23 protein-coding genes are annotated in these 25,440 nt (G+C 36.9%); 9 read left to right on the top strand and 14 right to left on the bottom strand.

Annotated elements, in window-relative coordinates; all coding sequences use genetic code 11:
* Positions 1 to 7: 7 nt before the first annotated feature.
* On the bottom strand, positions 8 to 367 hold the full coding sequence (locus AEA09_RS01575) for a hypothetical protein (protein WP_053582169.1): 360 nt from the start codon (positions 365 to 367) through the stop codon (positions 8 to 10).
* Between the two features lie 227 nt (positions 368 to 594).
* A complete protein-coding gene (locus AEA09_RS01580; protein WP_053582170.1) occupies positions 595 to 1,329 on the bottom strand; it encodes a YqcI/YcgG family protein in 735 nt (244 codons plus the stop codon).
* A gap of 169 nt (positions 1,330 to 1,498) precedes the next feature.
* Between AEA09_RS01580 and AEA09_RS01585 the strand changes: the two genes are divergently transcribed.
* Entirely contained in the window at positions 1,499 to 2,353 is an 855-nt protein-coding gene (locus AEA09_RS01585; RefSeq protein ID WP_053582171.1) for a dimethylarginine dimethylaminohydrolase family protein, read from the top strand.
* 416 nt (positions 2,354 to 2,769) lie between these two features.
* Positions 2,770 to 3,681, top strand: a complete 912-nt coding sequence (locus tag AEA09_RS01590) for a glycine betaine ABC transporter substrate-binding protein (protein WP_053582172.1) — start codon at positions 2,770 to 2,772, stop codon at positions 3,679 to 3,681.
* Between the two features lie 194 nt (positions 3,682 to 3,875).
* Here the strand turns inward: AEA09_RS01590 and AEA09_RS01595 are convergent, their stop codons facing one another.
* The 4 genes from AEA09_RS01595 to AEA09_RS20570 form a co-directional block, all read right to left on the bottom strand.
* Positions 3,876 to 5,189 carry an anaerobic C4-dicarboxylate transporter family protein gene (locus tag AEA09_RS01595; protein WP_053582173.1) on the bottom strand — a complete coding sequence of 438 codons (1,314 nt, stop codon included), beginning with the start codon at positions 5,187 to 5,189 and terminating at the stop codon, positions 3,876 to 3,878.
* A gap of 691 nt (positions 5,190 to 5,880) precedes the next feature.
* Complete coding sequence (locus AEA09_RS01600) at positions 5,881 to 7,038, bottom strand: M20 metallopeptidase family protein (RefSeq protein ID WP_053582174.1); 1,158 nt, start codon at positions 7,036 to 7,038, stop codon at positions 5,881 to 5,883.
* An 80-nt stretch (positions 7,039 to 7,118) separates the two neighbouring features.
* The gene (locus AEA09_RS01605) at positions 7,119 to 8,543 is read right to left on the bottom strand and encodes a YfcC family protein (protein WP_053582175.1); all 1,425 of its coding nucleotides are present in this window, start codon (positions 8,541 to 8,543) and stop codon (positions 7,119 to 7,121) included.
* A gap of 496 nt (positions 8,544 to 9,039) precedes the next feature.
* Positions 9,040 to 9,189 (bottom strand): 3-hydroxyacyl-CoA dehydrogenase family protein, encoded by a 150-nt coding sequence (locus AEA09_RS20570; RefSeq protein WP_425411966.1) that lies wholly within the window; start codon positions 9,187 to 9,189, stop codon positions 9,040 to 9,042.
* 229 nt (positions 9,190 to 9,418) lie between these two features.
* Between AEA09_RS20570 and AEA09_RS01615 the strand changes: the two genes are divergently transcribed.
* Positions 9,419 to 10,489 carry an S-layer homology domain-containing protein gene (locus AEA09_RS01615; RefSeq protein ID WP_053582176.1) on the top strand — a complete coding sequence of 357 codons (1,071 nt, stop codon included), beginning with the start codon at positions 9,419 to 9,421 and terminating at the stop codon, positions 10,487 to 10,489.
* A 256-nt stretch (positions 10,490 to 10,745) separates the two neighbouring features.
* Positions 10,746 to 10,955 (top strand): hypothetical protein, encoded by a 210-nt coding sequence (locus AEA09_RS01620; RefSeq protein WP_053582177.1) that lies wholly within the window; start codon positions 10,746 to 10,748, stop codon positions 10,953 to 10,955.
* 441 nt (positions 10,956 to 11,396) lie between these two features.
* Here AEA09_RS01620 and AEA09_RS01625 read toward each other — a convergent pair whose 3' ends face one another.
* Both AEA09_RS01625 and AEA09_RS01630 read right to left on the bottom strand, forming a co-directional pair.
* The gene (locus tag AEA09_RS01625) at positions 11,397 to 11,783 is read right to left on the bottom strand and encodes a GyrI-like domain-containing protein (RefSeq protein WP_053582178.1); all 387 of its coding nucleotides are present in this window, start codon (positions 11,781 to 11,783) and stop codon (positions 11,397 to 11,399) included.
* A gap of 61 nt (positions 11,784 to 11,844) precedes the next feature.
* Positions 11,845 to 12,750, bottom strand: a complete 906-nt coding sequence (locus AEA09_RS01630; protein WP_053582179.1) for a helix-turn-helix transcriptional regulator — start codon at positions 12,748 to 12,750, stop codon at positions 11,845 to 11,847.
* 222 nt (positions 12,751 to 12,972) lie between these two features.
* On the opposite strand from AEA09_RS01630, the gene AEA09_RS01635 reads away from it, so the two are divergent.
* The 3 genes from AEA09_RS01635 to AEA09_RS01645 all read left to right on the top strand — a co-directional run bounded on the left by AEA09_RS01635 (position 12,973) and on the right by AEA09_RS01645 (position 15,482).
* A complete protein-coding gene (locus AEA09_RS01635) occupies positions 12,973 to 13,833 on the top strand; it encodes a pentapeptide repeat-containing protein (RefSeq protein ID WP_082332527.1) in 861 nt (286 codons plus the stop codon).
* Positions 13,834 to 13,962: 129 nt separating this feature from the next.
* A complete protein-coding gene (locus tag AEA09_RS01640) occupies positions 13,963 to 14,535 on the top strand; it encodes a hypothetical protein (RefSeq protein ID WP_053582181.1) in 573 nt (190 codons plus the stop codon).
* A complete protein-coding gene (locus AEA09_RS01645; RefSeq protein ID WP_053582182.1) occupies positions 14,532 to 15,482 on the top strand; it encodes a TRM11 family SAM-dependent methyltransferase in 951 nt (316 codons plus the stop codon). Before AEA09_RS01640 ends, AEA09_RS01645 begins: the two co-directional genes overlap by 4 nt.
* Positions 15,483 to 15,836: 354 nt before the next feature.
* Here AEA09_RS01645 and AEA09_RS01650 read toward each other — a convergent pair whose 3' ends face one another.
* The 5 genes from AEA09_RS01650 to AEA09_RS01670 form a co-directional block, all read right to left on the bottom strand.
* Complete coding sequence (locus AEA09_RS01650) at positions 15,837 to 16,883, bottom strand: DegT/DnrJ/EryC1/StrS family aminotransferase (RefSeq protein ID WP_342667609.1); 1,047 nt, start codon at positions 16,881 to 16,883, stop codon at positions 15,837 to 15,839.
* A gap of 34 nt (positions 16,884 to 16,917) precedes the next feature.
* Positions 16,918 to 17,601, bottom strand: coding sequence for a PIG-L deacetylase family protein (locus tag AEA09_RS01655; RefSeq protein ID WP_053582184.1), 684 nt, complete (start codon positions 17,599 to 17,601; stop codon positions 16,918 to 16,920).
* A 25-nt stretch (positions 17,602 to 17,626) separates the two neighbouring features.
* On the bottom strand, positions 17,627 to 18,310 hold the full coding sequence (locus tag AEA09_RS01660) for a WbqC family protein (RefSeq protein ID WP_053582185.1): 684 nt from the start codon (positions 18,308 to 18,310) through the stop codon (positions 17,627 to 17,629).
* A 19-nt stretch (positions 18,311 to 18,329) separates the two neighbouring features.
* A complete protein-coding gene (locus AEA09_RS01665) occupies positions 18,330 to 19,715 on the bottom strand; it encodes a glycosyltransferase family 2 protein (RefSeq protein WP_053582186.1) in 1,386 nt (461 codons plus the stop codon).
* A 193-nt stretch (positions 19,716 to 19,908) separates the two neighbouring features.
* On the bottom strand, positions 19,909 to 20,607 hold the full coding sequence (locus AEA09_RS01670; RefSeq protein WP_245622754.1) for a ZIP family metal transporter: 699 nt from the start codon (positions 20,605 to 20,607) through the stop codon (positions 19,909 to 19,911).
* A gap of 546 nt (positions 20,608 to 21,153) precedes the next feature.
* Here AEA09_RS01670 and AEA09_RS01675 point away from each other — a divergent pair.
* Positions 21,154 to 22,842 carry an FAD-dependent oxidoreductase gene (locus tag AEA09_RS01675; protein WP_053582187.1) on the top strand — a complete coding sequence of 563 codons (1,689 nt, stop codon included), beginning with the start codon at positions 21,154 to 21,156 and terminating at the stop codon, positions 22,840 to 22,842.
* A gap of 94 nt (positions 22,843 to 22,936) precedes the next feature.
* Here the strand turns inward: AEA09_RS01675 and AEA09_RS01680 are convergent, their stop codons facing one another.
* The gene (locus AEA09_RS01680) at positions 22,937 to 23,536 is read right to left on the bottom strand and encodes an NUMOD4 domain-containing protein (protein WP_053582188.1); all 600 of its coding nucleotides are present in this window, start codon (positions 23,534 to 23,536) and stop codon (positions 22,937 to 22,939) included.
* A gap of 285 nt (positions 23,537 to 23,821) precedes the next feature.
* Here AEA09_RS01680 and AEA09_RS01685 point away from each other — a divergent pair, with 285 nt between their 5' ends.
* Positions 23,822 to 25,432 carry a Na/Pi cotransporter family protein gene (locus AEA09_RS01685; protein WP_053582189.1) on the top strand — a complete coding sequence of 537 codons (1,611 nt, stop codon included), beginning with the start codon at positions 23,822 to 23,824 and terminating at the stop codon, positions 25,430 to 25,432.
* Positions 25,433 to 25,440 lie beyond the last annotated feature (8 nt).

A 25,440-nucleotide genomic window follows, 5' to 3' on the forward strand; every position in this document is an offset into this window, starting at 1 on the left:
AAATTCCCTAGTTTATTCTATAAAAATCGTTTCCTAGTGAAGAGGGAATTAAATGTAATAGGTATTCTTCGCCATCTGTAGCATATTTTGGTGAAGTTCCATCGAAAAGTTGCATTTCACCAAATTGAACAGGAATATTTTCGTTATCGGGTGCTAATAGAGCTGCAATGCTCAGCATATAAAGCTCTGAAGACTCTTCCCTCTGTCCAGCAGTATTGCAATTCTTGCAACGGAAATACCCAGTGTACTGTTGTTCTGGTTCCTGATTAGGATGAACATTAATTAACATGGTTCCAATATTATATTTGCCTGATTTGTTACAGATGTTGCAAGTTAGCATGATTTCATTTTTTTCATGTAGAGTCATTACTTTTTAAAATTATCCACGATGGACTTTACATATTTCCCGTCTAAATACATGAACGTAGGGGATGATTGGATTTCAGTGATTTCTTGATTTGTTAATGCTTAAATTAACTTTGGGTTAATTTGTTTTCCAGCCATATGAGAACTCCTTCTGTTAATTGACCAATTATCTTTTTATTTTAAGTGTAACAGATGATAAAAGCTCCATAATTGTCTCCGTAGGCATTTTTATACATGAGATTTATGGTGGAATGGACATTTTCCTTGAATTGGCTCAATATCATCACCGATAAAGGATTGCTTCCATTCATTATGTGTCGGGTCACCGTAGTGGCCGATATCTGGATGCTTAGGTAGCTGATCCCAAGCTTCTACACGTTTACGAACTTTTTCACGTGACATAATACCACCTTTTTCAGTTCCTTCTAATCCTTCAAATATCTTGCGAGGTTGGAATCCAAGAACCATCGCATTTCCTAGATGACGTGTTTTTCGTTTCTTGTATGCAGGAGCATTTCCAAACACGAATATTGGCTCTCCATTGAAACGGAAATCCCATAAATAGTGCTCTGGGTCACGAGGACTATCTTCAGGCCATTCAACTTCATCGGCTTCATGTAAGTATTGAAGGATCTCCCAAAATTGCTTTCGATAATCCTCGATAGAACCTTCTTGCTCAAAAGGTTCTACAAATACAAAGAGACCGTGTCTTTTGTAGTTGGGTAACTTAAATAAATCTAGAAAGCCCTCGACAGCAGACGGCAGATTACTCCAGTCGTCTTGGTTAATATAAGCATAGCGGAGCTCGCCTTTTAGTTGGCCACTCATACCAAAAAAACATGGAAACGTTTTATCCGTTACCGTGTTATGAAATGTTTCGTATTCTTTATAGAGCCAACTCGGCAAGTCTGTCCTAGTATGAAAATCTTCTTTTGATAATAAAGCTTGTTCCTTTGTAATCATACAATCTCCTCCACTATATTTATTCACACATACCATTATGCCTATTATTTACCCTATTCCAAATTTACTGAAACAATGATGTTCAAATAAAAATAAATCACACAAATAGGTTAAGAAATGAAAAATCAGGGAATGGAAAAGGATGAATTAAGAAACTGGAGGATGACTTATGATTAAAACAATTTCTAAACAAGCTCAAATACAATGTAAAAGTGAATATGGAACACTTCAAAAAGTGATCTTATGTGAACCTCAATACATGGAAATTAAAGAAGTGATTAATAATGTTCAAAAAAAATATATAGGTAATAATATTGACCGTACACTTGCCATTTCACAGCATCAAAAATTTGAACAAACGTTACGGAATGCGGGTGTGGAAGTGATTAAACTACGACCAAGTAAAGACCACCCTGAACAAGTGTTCACTAGAGACATTGGTTTTACTTTGGGACGCCGCGTATTTATTTCCGAAATGGCAAATCCGATTCGTCAAGGCGAAGAGAAAGTATTATCTCATTGGATGAAAGAACATGACATTTCGTATAAGAAACTTTCAACGCATCCCATTGAAGGTGGCGATGTAATCGTGGATGGTAATCGTGTGTTTATTGGAATTAGTCATCGTACATGTATGAAAGCTATTCAATCTTTGCAAAGAGAATTACCTGACTTTGAGATTCTACCTATACCTTTTAATCCGAAATATTTGCATCTAGACTGTGTGTTTAATATTCTTTCCTCAAAAGATGCGTTGATTTATCCTGATGCGTTCGACCGAAAAATCGTGGACCGTTTGTCGAGCATGTATCATTTAATCGAAGTGAGCGAAAGTGAGCAGTTTTCAATGGGAACGAATGTGTTGTCTATTGGTAATAATCGAGTGTTAAGTTTACCAATAAATCGTGACGTTAATCACCAGTTGAGACAGCATGGGTATCAAGTGTTGGAAGTCGATTTTTCGGAAATCATTAAATCAGGTGGATCATTCCGATGTTGTTCAATGCCAATTGTGAGGCATTAAGAAAAGTTAATAAGTAGCGAATAGAAAAGGTAGGGAAATGTAATGTGAAAGTAACGTGGGATAGAAATTTGCACATTCTACTGAATGATATGCGGTCTCTTTATTATCAAGAGTTTTAACAAATGGCTCCACAAGCTCTCGAACAATCAACTATTCTGGAGTATCCGCCTTCCATTCCACTGACATGTTCGTGATTTTTCCTGCAAAACTATTTATGATATTAAATCGAAAAAAACAATACTTAGTTTTAAGGTTAAAATACTCCGCCTCATCCACCCAAGTAGAGGAACCTAGTGCGTTAAAATAGATGGAGTTATTTGACAAAAGTAACAACCTGTTGTTAATATGAAGTTGTTACTTTGGGGTGTAATTGAATTTTATGAATAAAATTGTTTAAGTAGGGGGATATAAAAAGGATGAAATTGAAGGTTTTAGGAACCACTTTAGGGTTAGCTGCTTTATTCCTATTAACGGGGTGTGGTGATGAAGAGAATAATCAAAATAACACGAATTCAACAGGAGATACTGCAAGCTTAGGGGAGCAAGTAGATTATAAGATTGTAGGTATTGAACCAGGAGCGGGGTTAACTGAGCTTTCCCAAAATACTTTAAAGGAATATGAAAACTTAAAGGGTTGGGAACTTGTGGATAGTTCAACTGCTGGGATGTTAGGTTCATTGGAACAAGCGATTAGAAATAAAGAGCCAATTATTATTACTGGATGGACGCCGCACTGGAAGTTTTCCGAATATGATTTGAAATTTTTAGAAGATCCTAAAGGAACGTTAGGTGGATCGGAAAATATTAATACGATTGTGCGTAAAGGTTTGGAAAATGACTTACCTGGCGCATATACAATTCTTGATAGATTCTATTGGGAGCCAAAAGATATGGAAGCTGTAATGTATGAAGCACAAAACAGTTCTTTTGAAGATGCAGCAATAAAATGGATAGAAGAAAACCAGGATAAAGTTAATGAATGGACAGAAGGCGTAGATAAAGTAGATGGAAAAGAAATTGAATTAGTTTCAACTCCCTGGGATTCAGAAAGAGCTTCAAGTAGTGTAATGAAGGCAGTATTAGAACAATTAGGATACTCTGTCACAATAACACCAGTTGATCCGGCAATTATGTTCCAAGCAATTGCTACCGATGCAGCCGATGCCACTTTAGCTCCTTGGTTACCGACGACACACAGTTCTTTTTATGAAAAACATAAGGAAGACATAGTGGATTTAGGCGAGAACTTAAAAGGGACAAAGAATGGATTTGTTGTTCCTGAGTATATGGAAATTGACTCAATTGAGGATTTACAACCAAAAGAGTAACAATAAGTTAATTGAAATTAGAAAGGGGAATTTCCTTATAAAAAAGGAGTTCTCCTTTTTAGTCATGTTCACTGATTGCGGAATTCAATTTGGATTTGAAAACTTGTAGCCGAAAAATAGAACCTAAAAGAGGGTTATCCAAAAAGTCAACGAGAAGTGACTTTTTGGATAACCCTCTTTTTTTAATAAAGCATTTAAAGTAAAACTGTACTCAATAATATCCCAATAACAATTGCAGAAAGTGTTGAAACCAACCCTGGAATCATAAAGCTATGGTTGAGAATATACTTTCCGATGTGTGTTGTTCCGGTACGGTCAAAGTTAATGGCTGCAACAACTGTCGGATAGTTTGGAATGAAGAAGTAACCATTAACAGCTGGGAACATGGCTATTAATAATGCTGGATTAATACCAAGCGTTACACCAAGGGGCATAAGTGTTCGAACCGTTGCGGCTTGGCTGTATAGCAAAATAGAAAGTACAAATAAGGCAATAGCAAATAACCAAGGAGCTGCTGTGACTAGTCCAGAAATCGAACTGTTAATAAGTTCAGCATTACCATGGAAGAATGTATCACCCATCCACGCGATACCGAAAATAGCGACAACTGCTGAAGCTCCGGCCTTAAACACACTACCAGAAACAATTTCGTCCACATTTGCTTTGCTGCAGATAATGATCAAAGCAGCCGCTGTCAACATAATGATTTCAATCGTAACAGGCATAGACATATGTGTAAATACGCCGTCAATATCCCAACCTGGACGTAATTTTTCAAATGAACCTAAAACAACGATTAATACCGCGGCAAGTAAGAATAAGACAACAGAAAGTTTTGAAGCATTCGTTGGATTGTATGCTTTTTTATCTTGTTTAATGGGTGCTAAGCCTTCTTCTAAGCGTTGTAGATAAATTGGATCTTCAGGAAGATCTTTTCCTTTTCTACTAACAACAAAAGCAGCAATCATACAACCAATAAAAGTAGAAGGAATAGAGATCATTAAAATATCTAGTAACGTAATTTGGAAATCAGCTAATAAAGCTAAGAATGCTACAGTCGCTGCTGAGATAGGGCTGGCAGTAATTGCTTGCTGTGATGCAATTACTGCGATTGACATAGGTCTTTCAGGTCGAATACCAGATTCTCGGGATACTTCAGCAATCACAGGTAAAACGGAGTAGGCAACGTGTCCAGTTCCTGCACAAAAAGTAAAAACGTAAGTAACAATCGGTGCGATGAATGTAATCCATTTAGGATGTTTTCTTAATGCTTTCTCCGCAACATGAACGAGAAATTCCATACCTCCAGCAGCTTGGAGAGCCCCAGCGGCCGTAATTACGGATAAAATCATAAGCATCACATCAATGGGGGCAGATGTAGGTTCTAGACCGAAAATAAATACAAAGATTGCTAATCCAACACCACCCATTACGCCGAGACCAAGTCCGCCTATTCTAGCACCTATGAAGATACAGATTAACAAAATCAAAAATTGTATCCAAAACATACGAATTTCCTCCCATTAAGAATGGTTATTTTTTTACGGATAGAACTTTTCGTTTTTCAAGAATGATTTTGTATGATTTTTTCGTAAATCATATTTTATATTACGTAAGATACGACATCAAACTGCAAAAAGTAAAATAGTTTAATTATAAATACGAAAACTGTCAAATTTGAAATAGTGTTTTTATCAGAATAATAATAAATTTAAATAGGACTAGGAAGATTTTTCGCTTTTACTGTGAACTTAATAGAGAAAAGGGTACTTAAGGATTTAAAAAGGAAGAAATTTATGAAAGAAAAATTCTTAATATACCTACTGTTAGTCATAGCTGTTTCAATTGTTGGGGAGTATAAAATTTAACAGTTAGACATTAATTTACGTAGCATCCTTAGTACACCACTTTTTTCTTTTTCTAGTTTGGTTAAAAATACGTAAACCTATTCCTTCGGGGGATTAGTAGGTGAAGTTGTTGTACTATTTCGGATTGAAATAGACTTTTTTATTCGGAGCCTTATCATTTTTATGATGCATTGAGCTGTATATTTTACAGCTTATACAAAAGTACTATTAACGCTAAAATAAAGTATCTTGACCTCATTCAGGCACTTAAATTTAGACCACTTAATATTTAAGCCAAAACTAAAAAGGCGATTGACCTCACGTAATGTGGGGTCAATCGCCTTTTGTTTTTTTATGCTTCTAAAGCTAAACGTATCATCAGTTCTATTCCAGCAGGTATAGCTGCTTCATCAATATCAAATTTAGGATGGTGGTGAGGATACTGGCTTTTTTCACTTTGCATGCCTACGTTAATAAATGCTCCTACTTTTTCTTTTAAGTAATACGCAAAATCTTCTGCGCCGAGTACAGGCTCGAACGGTAAAAAGACATCTTCACCAAACGTCTTTTGGATGATTTCTTGTGCCACTTCACACGCTTCTGGATGATTGTATAATGGTGGCGTGCCTTCAATGAATTGATAGTGGCCTGTTGCACCAAAGCTTTCAGCAATCGATTTTGTCAGTTGTTCCGTTTTTGTGCGCATTAACTCAGCACCTTCATATGTTAATGCACGAATTGTCCCTTGCAAATGTGCTTTATCAGGAATGACGTTATATGAATTTCCAGCTTGCATGCCGCCAAAAGAAATGACACCTGCATGTAAAGGATTTAAATTTCTACTGATAATCGATTGGAATGCTTGTATCAGATGAGTAGCGATGTAGATAGGGTCCACTGTTTCATGTGGGCTACCCCCGTGTCCACCTTTCCCTTCAATGATAATGTCAAAATCATCGCAGGATGCCATAGCAGGACCTGTGGCAAAACCAATTTTCCCAAGCGGCATATTGGACATATAGTGAATGCCGTAAATAACATCGACTCCGTTTAATACGCCTTCTTCAACAAGCTGCTTCGCCCCGCTCGGTGAGGCTTCTTCAGAGCTTTGGAAGATCAGCACGATATTATTTTTTACTAAAAGTGGGTTCGTACTCATCCATTTCGCAACTGCGAGTAAAGTCGCTGTGTGTCCGTCATGACCACAACCATGCATAACGCCAGGAACTGTTGAAATATAAGGCTTGTTTCCTTCTTCATGAAGTGGAAGGGCATCCATATCCGCGCGAAGTGCTATCGTCTTTTTCCCTTCTGTCCCTTTGAAATACGCAATAACATTTGGTGAAGAAAATTTTTGGTCGTAAGTGATGCCAAATTCGTCTAATTTTGCTTTTACATATGCAGCTGTTTCATATTCTTGCCCAGACAGCTCAGGGTACATATGAAAATGTCTACGTTGCTCAATTGTCCAAGCGATTAAATCTGCATCTACAAGTTGTGTTTTTTCCATGATGAAACCTCCATTAGTTGTTTATAATTACGCAAAAGAAAAACTAAAATCAGCAAGAGTTGGACCTCTTGCTGAAATAGTTAAAACGGTCCGTATTGAATGACTTGTGCAATAATTAAGAAAAGAATCGCGATGACGATTTGAATAAATACTAAAGGTAAAACCCATTTGATCCATTTCGTATAAGGAATACCTGCAACAGCGAGTCCAGCAAGCAATGTGCCTGATGTAGGAAAAATAGCATTAGAAATACCGTCCCCAAGCTGGAATGCAAGTACTGCAGTTTGTCTTGTCACGCCTACAAGGTCAGCTAAAGGTGCCATAATAGGCATTGTAAGTGCTGCTTGCCCACTTCCTGATGGGACAAGGAAGTTGAGGGAGAGCTGTAAAAAGAACATGCCGATAGCGTTCAATATCGGTGAAAGCTGACTTAAAAGGGTTGAAGCGTAAAATAAAACAGAGTCAATCAGTTTCCCGTCTTGAATAACAACGAGAATGGCTTGTGCAAATCCAATGATTAAAGCACCGCCAATAAGATCTTTTGCGCCGTCTATGAAACTGTCTGCCATTTTGTTCGGGCTTAGTTTACCAACAACGCCGATAATGATACCAAATAATAGGAACAAAGATGCGATTTCAGTTATATACCAACCAAACTTGATAACCCCGAAAATTAATACGACAAAGTTCAATAAAAAGATAGATAAAATCCATTTATGACGAGTCGTTAATTTAACAGTAGTATCGACGTTCACTGAACTACCTGCTTGATCGTTTCCATTAAACCTAAGTTCAGGATTCGTTTTGATTTTTCTTGCGTAACGGTAAACGAAGATGACGCCAGCTAGATATAACGTAATGAATAATACAAGTCGAAGGCCGATCCCTGAAAATGTAGGTAATTCGGCAATACTTTGTGCGACACCAATATTAAATGGATTTAAGACAGCACTCATAAAACCGATATTTGCCCCGACTGAAACAATGGCAAAACCAACAATGGCATCTAGCCCTAAAGCCATGGCAAGTGGAGTGATAATCGCGATGTATACGATCGTCTCTTCAGCCATCCCCATTAATGCGCCGCCTATTCCGAAAAATAGCATAAGCACGGGAATGAGTAGTAATTCTCGATTGGAAAGTTTTGATGTGATATTTATAATCAATGCATCAAGCGCACCTGTTGTTTTTAAAATTCCAAAGGCCCCGCCAATAATTAAAATGAAAAAGATAATACCAGCACCATTGACCATCCCTGTATGAATACTAGTAAATATATCAAAAAAACCGACTGGAGAAGAATCTGTTAAATGAAAAGAATCAGGAACGACAAGTGTACGTCCATCTTTTTCTACCCGATCATATTCACCAGCTGGCATAATGTATGTCAAAATAGCTGAAATGACAATCACAAAGAAAAGTAAGACAAATGCATTAATATTGAGCGATTTACTGTCTTTTTGTTGAGAATGATTTTGGTGTGTACCTTCGCTGTTTTTCTCCATCTCGTAAGCTCCTTATAAATATCTGTATGTATTTTTATACAACTGATTGTAGTTTATATTCAGTCGTTATGCAAGATGTTTTGATGTTTTTATGAGAATTATAGACATAGAATAGATAATTCTGACTATAAATGAAGAGATAGTATTAGTACTTTGCTTTGTTGTGGAGCATATTACCATGAAATTAAAATTCTTACCCCCACAACTCTATTTTGGGTAGCGGCATTTTATAGGGCATTGACTAAACACGTACACTAGAACACTAGTGTTTTAACCAATAAAAAACGATGCATACAGCTGGAAATACTGTGTGCATCGTTTTAATTTTATATTCAACCCTTAAGAAAATCCGCTTTAGCAAAGTTTGGTTAGGGTATTTGTAGAAGCCTTCGCCTATTGCTCGCCTATTGCTCGCCTAATTTGCCTTTGTCTATATACTCTGTTTTTTTAGTGGTAGCCAACTTTTTCATGTTCTCATCACCAGTAGCCTTTGCTTCTACGATGTTGTGAGGGAATTAATACCGACGACATCTAAAATCGCAAATGTTCCAAGTGGGGCGCCTGTGCCGATCATCCAAGTTTTATCGATTGTTTCTGGGGCAGATACTTCTTTCATTAATACTTCGAGTTTCTTTGGTACCGTCAATATTTTTACATACAACGAACAATATTATTTGAAGAGCCCTACTGAAAATTACCTATTCATGGAATAGAACTTTACATATAGGCTTCTAAATTTAAGTGATGAATTAGTCTTTTTTAAAAGAAATAAAAAATGGTAATTTAATATCCTTTTTACAATAAATACATATATTAGGTAGATTAACTAGTTGTTCATTTAGTACACTAGATTTATGGAAAGAGGGGGAATATTTATGAGAAAAACAATTTTAGCAGGTGCAATAAGTATTACATGTTTATCAGGAGGTTTTGGTTTACAGGTACAAGCCCAGGGAAATGTAGACGTACCAAGTATTGCCTCCGAGAAGACATTGTTTGCTACAACGAACAGTAGTCAGGTACAAACCATGTCCTATCAAGACATCTATAAAATATTTTTACTTTCAAAATTTGGTTTATCGGATGATCAAATGACGTTAACTGCAAATAAAAACGAAAATAGTATGACGATAAAAATTTCATTAGAGGCAATTTTACAATCCTACGAGAAAGGGGAAAACCTGTATACTGAGGGTGAAAGTGAATTTAAGGTAGGTTATGAAGAGTATAAAAAAATCTTTGGAAATGCAATTCAGATGAAAATTACTCAATCAGGAACATCCTTTAAGGCAGAAATTTTCGCTGAAGGAAAATGGCAGGCTGTAAGCGGTCAAGAACTAGATGTATTTTTAATGGTAGCCAATCGTGCGGATATAGATTTAAAACCAGGTGGGTATTTCACAGATACAATTGGACATTGGGCAGAAAGCTATATCCAATTACTTTACCAAGCAGGGATTGTTAGTGGTACAACTGACACACTATTTAATCCGAATGGTCAAGTAACACGTGGCCAATTAGTGGCTATGATTTTCCGTGCATCAGGTTTAGATGTGAATGAAGATTATGAAGGACCAGCTACATATAAGGACATTCAAGGTTTTTGGGGTGCCAAAGAAGTAGCGATTTTACAAGAATATGGATTAATCGATATTTTTGATGGTCAAAACTTTGAGCCAAATAAACCTGTCACACGTGAAGAAATGGCATATGTAACGGCAAACTACTTAGGCGCAATGGAGTACGATATAGAGAAGGCTAACAAGAATAATACGTTTGCTGACAAGAATCAAATGCGTAAGGAGACAGTAGAAGCGATTGGATTATTACAACAATTAGAGATAATTGATGGTGGAAGTGGTAAATTCAATCCTAAAGGAAACCTTACACGTGCGCAGTTCTCCAAAATTATGGCACTTACGTTGATGATTGCAACTGAAGAATAAATAAAGACATTCGGGCAAGTCCACCCACCAAAAACCATCTTGACTCCTTGTGAATCAAGATGGTTTTGGTTTTGTTCCCTATAAATGCTTTTGCAAATTAAGTTGTGCAACTGGTGAAGGCTAAGTTTAATATTGATAGAAATAATGCTATAATATATGACTTAGGTAGATTAGGAAATCATCAGCCTAATTGAAAGGAAGGCATCCGAAACTTCTTCCTAGATCAATTCGGATTTACTATCGGAGGTGTATTAATATGAATAAAAAGTGGACGATTGAAAATATCCGTGAGTATGTAACGAAGAATTCAGAGAGCAAATTACTTTCTACTGAATATCATGGGTTCTCGCAAAAACTATTGTTTAAATGTTCATGCGGGCAAAATTTTGAAAAAACTTTCACTAAATTTAAAGGTAACAATCAGAGAAGTTGTTCAGATTGTGTAGCACCTAGACCATCACGTTAAATTTTACGAAACTATTGAAAAGGTTACTAAATGAGTGATGTTAGTTTCCTTTACTATTTTTAATCTTTAGGTGTTCTAAATTATATAAATTTGGAGAAGCTGTCGAATAGTTATTTCGGCAGCTTTTTTGCTGTTAAAGAAATTCTAGCTGTGGATGTCGATAAATTTAAAAACATGTCCGATAATCTAAATAAAGGCTCTCAAAGTGCTCATTTTGTACTTTTACAATTTTGATGATTGTTTTAGTCGCAGCTTATTTCAGAAAAGATATCTTTGAATTGTCAAATAGCCTATGTGGAACCTCAATTAGAAAGTATAAGTTGAACCTAAAAGGCCCCTTGATATCATCATCGATATTAAGGGGCTCTTGCTGTCCATTAAATAAGGTAGTTAATTTTTTTCGTTCTGTTAGTGCGCCTTTTAAAAGAGGTACTTCGTCAATTATTCAATCGATAAAAATATTTTCACACCACCGTCTTTAGCATAAAATTCAAAATCAGTCTTATATGCTCTTTGTAAATCACTGTTCCAAATTTCTAGCCAAGCATTATATACTGCATTTGGAACAGTGGAATCTACCTCGATCACATAGTAGTCACCTGTTGGGATTGTAACACTGCTCTCATTCGTGAATGCCTCTTCAGTACCAATATGTAAATCATAATCCTCTGTGAAATCACTTGTGTAATTACTATAAACAGCGTATACATCACCTTTTAAATCTAAACGAAGAAACTCTTCCCAAAGACCAAGAATAACGTCTGTATTTTGATTGTTTGTTCTTACTTTTTTGCCGTAAATATGTTTTTCAGTAACTGTTGTATGCATGTGAATTTCCTCCTACTAGTTAATGTAGCAAGTGTAGCATTCATAATATGACAACAGTCTGTCAGCTTTCGTAGATAAATTTGATTTCGTTTAAATAGTTACTTTTTAGCCATTGTGGAGATAGTATTTTCACATGTCTGCCAAACATCAATAAAAATGGCAATAGATTTTTATTGGTATCATAGATAAAGGTCACTTTTACACGCCCATCTTCAAGTATCGAAATTTCATCATCAGTAAAAAAATCGTATAGTTTGCCTAGTTCACTTTTTGAATACAAAAGCGTGATCGTTTCAAGTTTAGCGTTTATAGGAAAAACGATGTTCTCCTTAAATTCAAGTCTAACCTCGTCATGTATGACCTCCATACTTCTAATCCGAGTCAATTTAAATAATCTGAGCGCTTCTTTAGATTCACAAAAGGCTTCTAAATACCAACTGCCATTCATGAAATTCAACTTTAAGGGTTGTATGTTTCGTCTCGAAATATTCGCTGTTTGTGATACATACGAAATAGAGATTTTATTCCCTTGTTCAATGATTGACAAGATTTTTTTAATCTTTACTTTTGTTTCTTCTTCAATAGTTTCTCGATGCAGTGTAGAAGAGGAGATGGTGATATTGGCATGCTTTACTTCTTTATTTTCTTTTAAAAGTTCTAATTTTCTTTGCAAAGTGGATAATTGCTGATTATCGAATAGTTCATTTTTTAAGGATAACCCTACTAACAAGAACTTCTTTTCTTCTTCATTAAATGTAAATTTATCGAGCTGATAATTATCAATTAATGTAAAGCCACCATTCTTACCCAGGTAAGAAATAATCGGAATACCCATGGATGATAAAGCGTCCATATCCCGATAAATCGTTCTTGTACTGACTTCAAATGTGTTGGCTAATTCTTCAGCAGATACTTTTTTCTTCTGCAATAAATAAATCAATATCGAAAACATTCTCTCTATTTTCATGCCTGGTTTGACCTCCTGTAGCGTATTCCTACTATTTTAGCATGAAAAATAATTCGTTTTTTCGATGCGTACACTCTTTAACACGAAGTGGCTATGGGGCGGATAAGATCCTATAAAAGTATATTTTTGAAATAATACCAATGATATACTTAATTTCAGTAGGTGTATTTCGGGTGTTGTATAGAAAATTCAGGAATTTGAATATAAAAGGAATGAATGAATATGGATAACCACTTTAATCAAACAAAAGCCAAAAAGTTTAGAGAAAACCTCTATTCGGATTGTTCACAATGCTTTGGGTTATGCTGCATTGCACTAAACATTGTCACTTCAAGTGATTTTGCGATGAATAAACCAGCCGGGAAACCATGTCCAAATTTACAGACTGGTTTTCGCTGCGACATACATGAGCATCTTAGAGAAAAAGGATTTAGAGGTTGTACAGTATTTGATTGTTTAGGCGCAGGTCAAATGGTCTCTCACCATACATTTAAAGGACAAAGTTGGCGTGTGAATCCAGCAATTGGTGAAAAAATGTTTCGTGTCTTTCCAATAATGGAGCAACTATATGAAATGATGGCATATGTTTCTGAAGCATTATCATACTCATTAACATCTTCACTTAGGAAAGATTTAAGCGTTCAGTTAGAGCAATTAGAAACGTTAACAAAATCAGATGATAATGCATTATTGGCATTAGATATGATGAAATATCGTATGCCAATAAATGAACTATTGTTGAAAATAAGCTTATATATCCGTAATGAATTAATTGCAACCATCACTTCAAAGAATAAAAGGAAACTAGAGTATAGAGGCGTTGATTGGATGGGGAAAAAGTTTAGGGGAAAAGATTTGAGAGCGACTGATTTAAGAGGGGCCTACTTAATCGCTGCTGATTTACAGGACGCGGATTTGCGAGGTGTCGATTTTATTGGAGCGGATTTACGTGATGCAAATGTAAGTGGAGCGAATCTTTCTACAAGTATGTTCTTAACCCAGATGCAAATAAATTCAGCAAATGGCAATCTGCAAACAAAATTGCCTTCACATATACAAAGACCTTTCCATTGGTCAAATTAAGGAGCTTCTCATAAAGATTCGACTTGACTAAAAGAACCTTCGCTACCTGTATAGCTGCATATTATTCTTATTGTCGGCCAATCTAGGCTATAATAGCAGTTGAGATAAAATTATTGGAGCTGGTTACTTATGCTAAAAAAGCAGATGGAATTATTAATGAATGAGCAAGCAAATCTTGCACTAATAGATGTGGAAAAGGCGTATGCAAAAAAGCATGCATTATTATCGAATGAGGAAATTACAGAAACGACTACTTTACATGTTGATGTGATTGAAAGATGCGATAAGGTAACTGAAGAGCTGTTAGCAGAAGAAACAGCAGTGTTTTTGACAACGCCTGTACAGTATTTAAAAGAGCACCCAAATGAATTTGTGTATGTGACGTCTGAACGATTGGATGTTATTCGAGTGGATTCGTTTGCACTTGAATTCGATGAGATGTTTGGCGTGTATAGTGCCTTATTTGGACTTCGATTGCAAAAGAAACAAAGTGAGTTTTTACGCACGTATTTAACGACACATTTGCAGCATGAGAAGATGACGTATAGTGTGGCATTTTCTGGTGAAGACGGTCTTTGGGAAGTAAATCTTGCGTTAGATGCGATGGACGGATTTAGTGAAGTGCAGTCATTTGACGAAGTGTTAGTACATTTATATCGTTTTGTTTTTGGACTACTTGAGGAACTTGAGGCGATCGTATGATAAAACCACAAGTTTCTTCTTATATTTATACGTATACGTGTCACGTTGATGAGGTTGAGCTATGTAAATTAGAAATGCGCTCTTTTTTCGGTTTTGATGTGGCATCAAACTTAGTAATTTCAACCGAAAAAATTGAGCCTAGTAGAAGTCCATTTATACGTAGTCGCTTAGATGTATTATACGAAGCAGATGATCTTGCGGAAATTGCCCGCTTTGCACAAGGACTTGAATTAGGCGAGATTACGTTTAAGGTACTCTGCTTAAATACAGTTGACTTTGGGGATACAAAAAAAATTCGACAAGATGAACGTCATCAAGTCGAGAGAGAAATTGCTTTAAGCATGCAGGCAGAAGCAGATTTAAAGAATCCTGATCTTGTCTTTGGTGTTGTATTGAATAATAACCGCTGGTATTTTGGCTATTATATAGAAGGTGAAGCAGTTTGGTTCAAGCATCAGCAAAAGCCTGAGATGTATTCGACAGCTCTTAGTACACGTGTAGCACGAGCTGTCGCTAATATAGCGATACCGAACCCAGCAGGTGTGCGAGCGATTGATCCGTGTTGTGGTATTGGAACAGTTTTAGTGGAAGCATTGTCGATGGGCATGAATATAGTAGGAAGTGACATAAATCCACTTGTAGCAAAGGGGTCGCGAACGAATATTGCTCACTTTGGCTTGCAAGGTGAAGTATTAAAAGGCGATATTGCAGAAATTACGGAAAGCTATGATGTCGCAATTATTGATATGCCTTACAATTTATTTACACATATTTCAATAGATGAGCAGTTTACTATTATTAAAGAAGCGCGTCGGATTGCTACAAGAGTCGTACTTGTGACCATCGATACGATAGATGATATGGTAAATGAAGCAGGGTTTACAATTGTTGACCGCTGTATCGTAAAAAAAGGTACTTTTGAGAGACAAGTGTTAGTATGTGAATAAAAGATGTCCAACAAGGTCTATTTGTGACTTTGTTGGACATTTTTTTGAGTCATTACCAAAACAAGTGCTTACTAGAAAAGAAAGTTTACTATTTTATAAGCACGTGGAACGGAGGGCGGCGACTCCAGCGGGAAAAGCATGAGCCTTGAGACCCCGCACGAAGCGTAGCGAAGGAGGAGGCTCAAGCCACGCCCGCGGAAAGCGTCCGCCTGGAGTGGAATGTGCTGTCAAGTACAGATTTTAGAGTATAGCTTTTTTGAAAATAAAATTATATGTGGAATTATTCAACTGTAAACATTGTTTGAAAACATAACTCAACAGATATTCTAGTCATTACGATTGGTACTGAGGTTACTACAAGACATTCTTAACAATATGAATGATACGTTTTACATCCTCGTCTTTAAGTGAGGGGTAAATTGGTAGGGAAACCGTATTTTTAGTCCAGGCATAAGCATTTGGGTAGACCTCTTTGGGACCAAGCAATTCTAGGTCTTGAAGCGGTATGACAGCTGAAATATTATCTTGATGTAAAGCGGTAATAATCTCATTTTGTTTAGTTGTTCTTAAAATGGCTCGGAAACGAACTGGTTGTATATCTTGACCTACATCGAGTAATGGGAAATTTGCTTCTTGATATTGTTGGAAAATATCTGCTCTTCTTTTTAGGAAATTCGGAAATTGTTGTAACTGAGCACTTCCGATAGCTGCTTGTAAATCAGTCATTTGAAAATTAAATCGAACTTTTGCATCGAATCTTCGGTCAAAAAGACGATAATCTTTCAATTCATTAATGATGGACGCGTCCCTTGAAACAATCATGCCCCCTTGCCCTCCGGTAGTCATCAACTTTGTCGCATAAAATGAGAATATCCCAATATTCCCTTGCAAACCTACGAGAGTTTGGGCCACGCGAGCACCTAATGATTGAGCACAATCTTCAATAACGCTTATTTTAAAATTGTGCTTGGTGAAATCCTGTGGCAATCCATACATATGAGGGATAATTGCTATATTTGCATTATTATCAATGGTATAAATATCCATGTTAGGAGAATCCAACATACTATCTACTAATAGTGGGTTTCCCCCAGCTAATGCAGTTGCATTCCTTAAAGCGGAACACGAATAGGCTGGAAAAGCGATATTTTTTCCTTTTGCATCTAGGGCGAGTAGTGCCAGATAGAGAGCAGCAGTGCCGCTTGAGACAGCAACTGCTGAGCCATATGGTAAGCCTAAAAAATCACAAAATTCATTTTCAAAACGCTCGACTGCTTTTCCTTGTGCAACCCATCCTGATTGGATTACTTGTAAAGCCATTTTTTCTTCTTGTTGTCCAAAGGTTGGACGGTTATGTGGGATAGGATGACGACCAAGCCAATTGTTATTTTCCTTATTGATGAAAAATCACTTCCTCTTGTTCTGTATTTAGCGTTTACAGAATATGAGAACGTAAAATATAATACTTTTCTGCATACGCCAGCCCAATTTCTAGTCCTCTCATTTCAGCCCATTTCTTCACACTTTCCGGAGAAATAAGATGGTTCGGGGGACGTCTTTGGGATGTGTGCTTTAGAAAAGCATCTACTTTTTTTTGAATGGTACTGGTTAAATCCAAATATAGCTCTCCTGTATTCCAAAACTTTTGATACTGCCATGAAATAAGGGGATACTCATACATAGCAATAAGTTTTATGGTTTGAGTTGGTTTTGGTCTGAGTGCTGCAAAGCAAGTATCAAATAGAACGACATGGTCTTGATGGTAGCTAGGAAGAGGAATAAATACCATAGTGGGAAGAAAATCATCCAAAAGTTTATCTAGTTTAGAGATAATTTCATTTTTAGGAATGGTATCTAGAAGAGAATCTTTATCTGTATACATGACTTCAAAATCGGTACAGCCAAGAACTTCTAAAGCATCTTTTAGTTCTTCAATTCGTGTATTGGCTAAAACTGTTTCTTTACTGTGAGGGTGGTGTATATCTCCAACAGCCATGACTACAACTTTGACTTGATTTTTGTATCTGCATGCCTTCTCGATGAGTCCTCCACAACCAAGAACCTCATCATCTGCATGAGGAGCGATTATTAGTACTCTTTCAATTCCTGACGTAATCAAAATTTCACCTCCTTTATAGTTTATTTCAGATTCTTTGCCTTCGAATGATTTCCATTGTTTCTGGGCCGCAATTAAAGAGCATATCAATGATAGAAAGATTATGTTGGAATTTATCCCAGCGTTGAGGATACTCAGGGTGTTTAAAATCTTGGTATACAAGCTCTATATGACGATCATTAAAAGTACTTTCAACATTATATACTCGTGCGCCAATACCAGATAAATAGACATCGCCACCTAAATGGGAAACGATATTCACATTTCTAGCATTGTTAGATCCGAAATTTAACTGAAAATCAGATTCTAGTAGAATTTCGGTCGAAATATTTAACAGCATAGCGATATGTTTGATAAGTGCGATGTTTAGCGAAGCAATATTGTCCCATTTGCGGCTATAGAGTTTTTCAAACCCATCCTTATAAGCAACCCAATACGTACATTTCTTATAATTTGCTTCGATGGCTTTCCAATGACTAGCATGCCAGTTCACATTATTTTCGATTTGCAATTCGTTAATAGGCTGTTCTTTATTCTTCAACGGTACCGTTAAAACCAGACTTCCCTGTGGAGTTTTAATTGTAGTTCGATTGATATATCCGCTTTTCGAATGAATTGCTGTATCTAATATGACAAATTTATCAACCTGGTCCATTTTATCGAAGTATCCAATCCATGGTAAATAATTAGGTTGATGAATCGCGATCTTCATATTCACTCTACCTTCCATTCTATAATTTGTATGAGTTATTTCCTGAACGACTTAACTTACGCCAACCTACATGATTTCCTTTTAAAGCTCTAATTACAGCTTTCCATGTAACGTAGCCTAATAAATAGCGATAGCCTATTCTCTGAACAAATATCCAAATTAATGGCTTCATATTTTCTTTGCCAATTCTAAATGCAATAAAGGAGTTTAAAAAGTCAGTCAGATAAAAAAGGAGGGCGAAAAAATAGACGGATGTTGTTCCTGTAAGTAATGCGACAATAAAAATGATATCGATAAGAGGAGCGGTTAATAACAGTAAATATGAAAATAACAAGCTTGGAATTGCGAAGTACTTTAAATTTTTATTAGAAGAGGTAAGTATATTCTTTTTATGTTTCCAGGCGACTTGTAATATCCCATATGACCATCTATCCCGTTGTTTAATGAATCCCTTTATTGTTTCAGGACATTCTTCATAAGATACTGCACGATCGTCAAAATTAATTTTATAGCCAGCATTCAAAATTCTTAATGTAAGTTCCGAGTCTTCTGCTAATGTATCGTTATGATAATAACCGACTTCTTTCATAACGCTTTTTCTCCATGCGCTATTTGATCCAGGTACAACCGTTATGCAATTCAGTTCTTCAAAAGCTCTTTTATCCAAATTATTTGAGGTAACGTACTCGATATGCTGCCATTGAGTTAAGTAGTTGATCTTGTTTCCAATTTTACAATTACCAGAAACTGCTGCAACGCGAGGATCTGAAAAAGATTCTACTAAATAGGAAATTGTAGATTTATCAAATACTGTGTCTGCATCGATCGTGATGATAATTTCTCCAATAGCCCTTTTTAATCCTAAATTCAGGGCAGAAGATTTGCCACCATTAATTTTCTCAATTAACTTTACTTTTCGCTCCCGGGCAAATTCATTCAAAATAATGGCTCCTGTTTGATCCGTCGAACCATCATTAATAATCAGGATTTCAGCTAATGGATAATCGCTTTTTAAAAGGGACTTTATTGTTCTGCTAATGACAATTTCTTCATTATAAACAGGTACAATTACGGTTACACGAGGACGATATTGATTAAATAATTCCTTGTTTATATGTCTATGCTCACTAAGTAATTTTTTCCGCCGCAGCTGTCTAAAACAAAAAAAGTAAAGAATAAACATGCGGAAAAAGCCTAATACGGTAGTAATGAATAGATAATATATAAACATTAATGTCATCACATTGAAGAAGTTCGTAATTAACGTCTTTATTATTGGAAGGTCTATTATTTTGTATAGGTTTAGTGCATAGATTGAAAGTGCTGCAAGCAACATCAGTAAACTTATGAGAAAGAGAAATTTAATTTTAAACCAACGTTTTCCTTTTTCATCTTCAAATATCATATAATCACAACCTTCCCCTTAGTATAGTTATATGATGGACGTTAATTTTGACGTATGCATTTAACTACTTTCTCTCTGTAAATGTGAAATTACACCTGGTGCTTCGTTTTCTCACAGAAAAGGGGTGTCTCAAATGACTTTTGAGACACCCTTCAGTGAGGAAATTAATTATTTGGTAGTTCGGACTCCTTATTTACAACATTATATGGAACACATAACTCAACAGATATCCCATTAGGAGAAATGCTAGAAATGATTTCATCGAGGCAGTTCGAATGTTATGTAGAATAAATTCGGATATGCTGGTTGTCGCGATTAGTGCGATTGATATGCCCATTAGCATGCTTTGTCCCTTATCTGATAGATTCGTGAAATGGCCTATCCATACAAAAATAATAAAAAAGATGGAGAAGCCAATAAAACAAAGAAATAATTTCCATAATTTCTCACCTTGCGAGAGGAGTGCTATCGTAAGTGCAAATCCTTCTGGAAGGTGATGGAGAATGACTGACGTTGTGAGTGTAATACCGAAATTAGAATCCTCTAGTAAACTCCCTATAGTTAGGGCGAGCGGAATCGTATGCAGAAACATGGCAATGGCGAGCAAGTAGAGGGATGGCTTTAGAGAGATAGTTGGATGAAATGATTTGTGGAGTATAAGAAACAAGAAATAGCCGATGATTACGCCAAGTACGATGCCCCATGAATCGTATAACTTTAAAGAAGAGGGAAGAATGTCGTTTACCAATAATCCAACTAAAAACCCACCACATAATAGTGATAAACCTTGTGTTGTATGTTGGAATAGCCTAGAGACTAATAGAGCTACAGCTCCTCCTATACTGATACTGAAAAAAAGAAATCCACCAAGCATCATCGCATTCAACTGCATGATTCCTCCACCCTATAGTAGTTGAAAATCGTTTAAACCATTATATGTAGGGGGAAGGCTTTTATGAGAATTCTAGTTTGAAAGAGGAGACAAAATCGCAGGTTCAAGATGAGTTTTGGTTGAAGTTGTTCTTTTATGGTTCATCACCAAAAGTCCGGGGTAATATTTGGTTTAGGAATGCTTATTGATTGGAGCGAGGCTTGACGAGTGAAGCGGCTCATCGGACGCCCCAAAAAAAAGCACCCAGCCGGAACGGAAATCAACCTACCACTTTAATAGTATTAGTGGAAATTGGATAATCAACACGCCTGATAGTATATAAGACAGTAATAGCTAGCATTATAAATTGACTGAATATTATTTCGATTCTATACTTCTAAGTAAATAGATATTTACCTATTTTGGAAATGACGTAGATGAAGTATTTTATTCTGGTCTTAGATACACTAGCAATCGCAACAATATCAGACAGTAATCACAAGATTTATAGTCATACAGATTCATTCATTTAGTCAAATACTATTGATGGAAGAGAGGGATTTAAGTATGAAGTGGGATGCGAGTTATGATGTGGTGGTAGTAGGTTCAGGTGCTTCAGGATTAACAGCTGGGTTAACGGCTAAGTTGCAAGGAATGAAATCATTAGTCATTGAGAAAACAGATCGTTTTGGAGGTGCTTCCGCATTATCAGGTGGTGCGCTATGGATTCCCAACAATCATGTCATTAAAGCAGCAGGTGTGCCGGATACAAAGGAGCAAGCCCGTTTATATTTAGATTCAACTATTGGTGATCGTGTTCCAGCAGCGTTAAAAGAGGCGTATATTACTCGTGGTCCTGAGATGTTGAAGTTTTTATACAATAAAACGAATCATATGCGCTTTCAATATGCAAAGGGATATTCAGATTATTATCCAGAAAAACCAGGTGGCTTCCCGCAAGGACGTTCCATTGAGCCGCTATTATTTGATTTAAAAAGAATGGGTACGTTAGTCAATACAATGCGCCGTTCAACTATGTCCACAAAGGGCTTTACGATGAACAGCTCTGAGTTCCATAAAGTGAATATGATTAAGCGTACGACAATTGGCAAAACAACAGCCTTAAAACTAGGGCTACGAATGGTGAGGTCGAAAGTAACCGGGAGTCAGCCAGTTGCATTAGGCGAATCACTTGTTGCACGCCTACGAATGTCACTCGCAGAAGCAAACGGTGAGTTATGGGTTTCGACGGCTTTTAAAGATTTTATCGTAGAAAACAACCGTGTTATTGGTTTACTGGTAGAACGGGAAGGGCAGGAAATGCATATTGAAGCGAAGTATGGTGTTGTGCTTTCTTCTGGCGGTTTTTCACATAACCAAGAATATCGAGAGAAGTATTTGCCTACACCAACAAGTGCATTATGGACATCCTCACCAGAAGGACAAACAGGTGATATTATCGAGCCTGGCGTACGGATTGGTGCGCAGTTAGATTTAATGGACCGTGTATGGGGTGCCCCTTCAGTAATCGATCCGGATGGTCGCCCATTCTTCTTAGTCGCTGATAGAGGTGTACCAAATATGATGGTGGTGGATAATGCCGGTAAACGTTATTTAAATGAAGCAGCCCCTTATCATGAGTTTGTAGATAATATGAACGGCCATCACCAACAAACGAAAGAAGCGGTACCTTCATGGATTCTTATTGATGGCACTGGAAAGAGTCGATATATATTCACAGGCCTATTCCCTGGGCAATCATTCCCACAAAGTTGGTTTGACAACGGTATTGTGAAATCTGCACAGTCTATTGAGGAGCTAGCACAGCAAATGAATGTGCCAACCGGAAATTTAGTGGCGACAGTAGAGCGCTTTAATACCTTTGCACGCAACGGTCGTGATGAAGATTTCGGTCGAGGGGATAGCGCATATGATAATTATTACGGAGACCCAACATTGAAAAATCCGAACTTAGCTGAAATGAAAACAGCACCTTTCTTTGCACTTCGTTTATATCCAGGTGATATCGGGACAAAGGGCGGTTTAGTTATTGATGAGCATGCGCGTGTGGTGAAAGCGGATGGTACGCCAATTGAGGGTCTCTACGCATCAGGCAACTGCTCTGCTTCCATAATGGGTGAAACATATCCAGGCCCTGGAGCAACACTTGGACCAGGTATGACATTCAGTTATATTGCAACGACACATATGGCAAGTGCGAAAAAAGAGACTGAAACCGTTTTGGCCGAGGTGTAATCAACCGAAAATCCTCGTTATCTAACTAAGAAAGCATCGTAAATATTTAAAGTCCTCATCGTCTAATTTAGATGATGAGGACTTTTTAATGTATTTAAAAATGGATACCTGGTTTGTCGCTTAGTTTACAGCCAGTCCCGTATTTAGCTTTTAAAGCACCTTTGAAATTTGTTTCTTCAAGTTCTGGGAACTCTTTCTTCCATAAATCAAAGACGTTGTGATTAGAAGCAGCGCCGTCTTTTGAAAGACGTACAATATGGAAGCCGAATTCATCGTTGCAACGCGCCATTGCACGTTGCTCGCGTACAGAAATGATACGGCCACTTGCTGTTATTTCATATAGTCCTTCATAGTCGGTAATTGTGCGGCTTTCTTCTTCATTGGAAGAGATTTTGACTTTAGTTGGTTCTTCTTCCATCGTAGCTGTATCGGCCGTCGCTGCAGTTTCCTCTTGTAGTGGGAGGTCTTCGACAATCATAAAATCCTTGTTGGATGCTTTGTCGCTCAGTGTTGACATCACGTTCATGATGGAGCCAACATAATGCATTGGCGTATCGTTACCTTCCTCATAAACGAATATATTATAGTCTGTTTTATTGACCTTTTTCATAATAATATTGCCGTTAGTAATAGTAAAACCAATAAATTTATTTTTGTTTAATGCTTGTAATGCCTGTTGTTTCGTTAAAATCATTGTAAGTCTCCTAAGAAATGTTTTCTCTATTTTACCATAGAATAGAGTTTTCTCGAATTAGATCTTGAAGTGATTTGTTGCTTGTGCAAGTTGGAGCTCATGAATCATTGTTTGTAAGTCCTTTAAAATTATGTAATGAGTGCTTTTATTTATTTCCTACAATGGTCCATAAAAACGCCTATCTTATAAAATTAGAAAATGGTAATATTAAGTATTATTTGTATTGTAAATATTTATTAATTTTTGATGACATTTGTAAATCATTTTATGTGAGGTGTTATTAGTTTGATTAATGTATTAGGGGGCATTGGGTTATTTTTACTCGGAATGACGATGCTTACCAATGGCTTGAAAGAATTAGCAGGAGATGCACTGAAAAAATGGCTGAACCGTTTTACAGGTGGTACGATTACCTCTGTTTTATCGGGGACATTGATGACGATGATTGTTCAATCTTCAACAGCGACAACGTTAATTACGATTGGTTTTGTTAGTGCAGGTTTGCTAACATTCATACAATCAATTGGTGTCATTATAGGTGCGAATATCGGTAGTACGAGTACAGGGTGGATCATTTCACTTGTCGGTTTAAAAATTAATATGCAAACGATGTCACTGCCGTTTATCGCACTTGGTGTATTTGTGCAATTACTGGCACCACGTGATTTTAAAGCAGTAGGTGGTATTTTAACTGGTTTCGGATTACTATTTTTGGGGATAGATGTGCTGCAAGGGGGGATGGCCTCTGTACAGGACATGATTCCATTTGATTCGTTTAAAGCAGATTCAATTAGTGGAAAGCTGATTTTAATCGTACTTGGACTTGTCATGACGGTTATTATGCAGGCATCTAGTGCGGCAATTGCGGCAACATTAACAGCACTATATGCAGGAGCTATTGATTTTGAACAAGCTGCTTATTTAGTAATCGGTCAAAATATTGGCACGACAGCGACAGCGATTTTTGCAGCAATTGGTGCTTCAACAGCAGCAAAGCGTACAGCGATGACGCATGTCATGTTTAATGTGGCAACAGCGATACTTGTAACGCTTGGTGCATCGCTGATGTTTTCACTGACAAAAACTGTGACGACAGCAATTAACGGTAGCTTCGATGCGACACTTGGTATTGCAGTGTTTCATACGCTATTTAGTGTGATTGGTGCAATTATTTTCGTGCCATTTATTCGACCATTTGCGCGTTTTATTGAGAGAATAATTCCTGAAAAGGGTAGTTATTTAACACGTAATTTGGATGATAGTGTTGCAAAGGTTCCAGGTGTTGCGGTTGAGGTTTCGTTCAATACTTTACAGGATATTACGAAGGAACTAACAACGGTTATTGTTTCACTTATTCAGACGAAAAAGATGACGACAGAAGCAGAGAATAAATTGAATCTAATCGAAGAAGCAATTGAAAAAACACGTGCTTTTATGGATTCGATTCAATCTACCTCTACAAAGGATCGCTATAAGCATATTTCGCTTTTACATGCGCTTGATCATTTGTATCGTTTGGCAAAAGCGTTACGTGAGCAAAATCCGAATACGCTTCAATTACAGCCAGCTTTAACGGAAAAGTGGTTGCATGTGTTGGAAGAAGTCCTTGTTACAATTGACGAAGATACACTGCTTCCTCAAATTGCAACGCTTTTACAGGAAACGTCTGCAGAAATGGCTGCTGAACGACGTGATAAGCGAATTGCATATTTTGAGCGTTCTGTGGCAAATGCAGCGGAGCTAGAGGTGACAGTATCGAAGGTTGAAGCGTTATTATGGCTTGATCGTCTTGTATATCATTACTGGCGTTCAACCGCACGTTTAGCAGAGTATCAAACAGCAACGAAAAAAAGTAAGCACGGGGAAGCAACGAAGAACTTTGCCTTAATGGATTAAGAAAATAC

The organism is Lysinibacillus contaminans (assembly GCF_001278945.1).
GTDB lineage: Bacteria > Bacillota > Bacilli > Bacillales_A > Planococcaceae > Lysinibacillus > Lysinibacillus contaminans.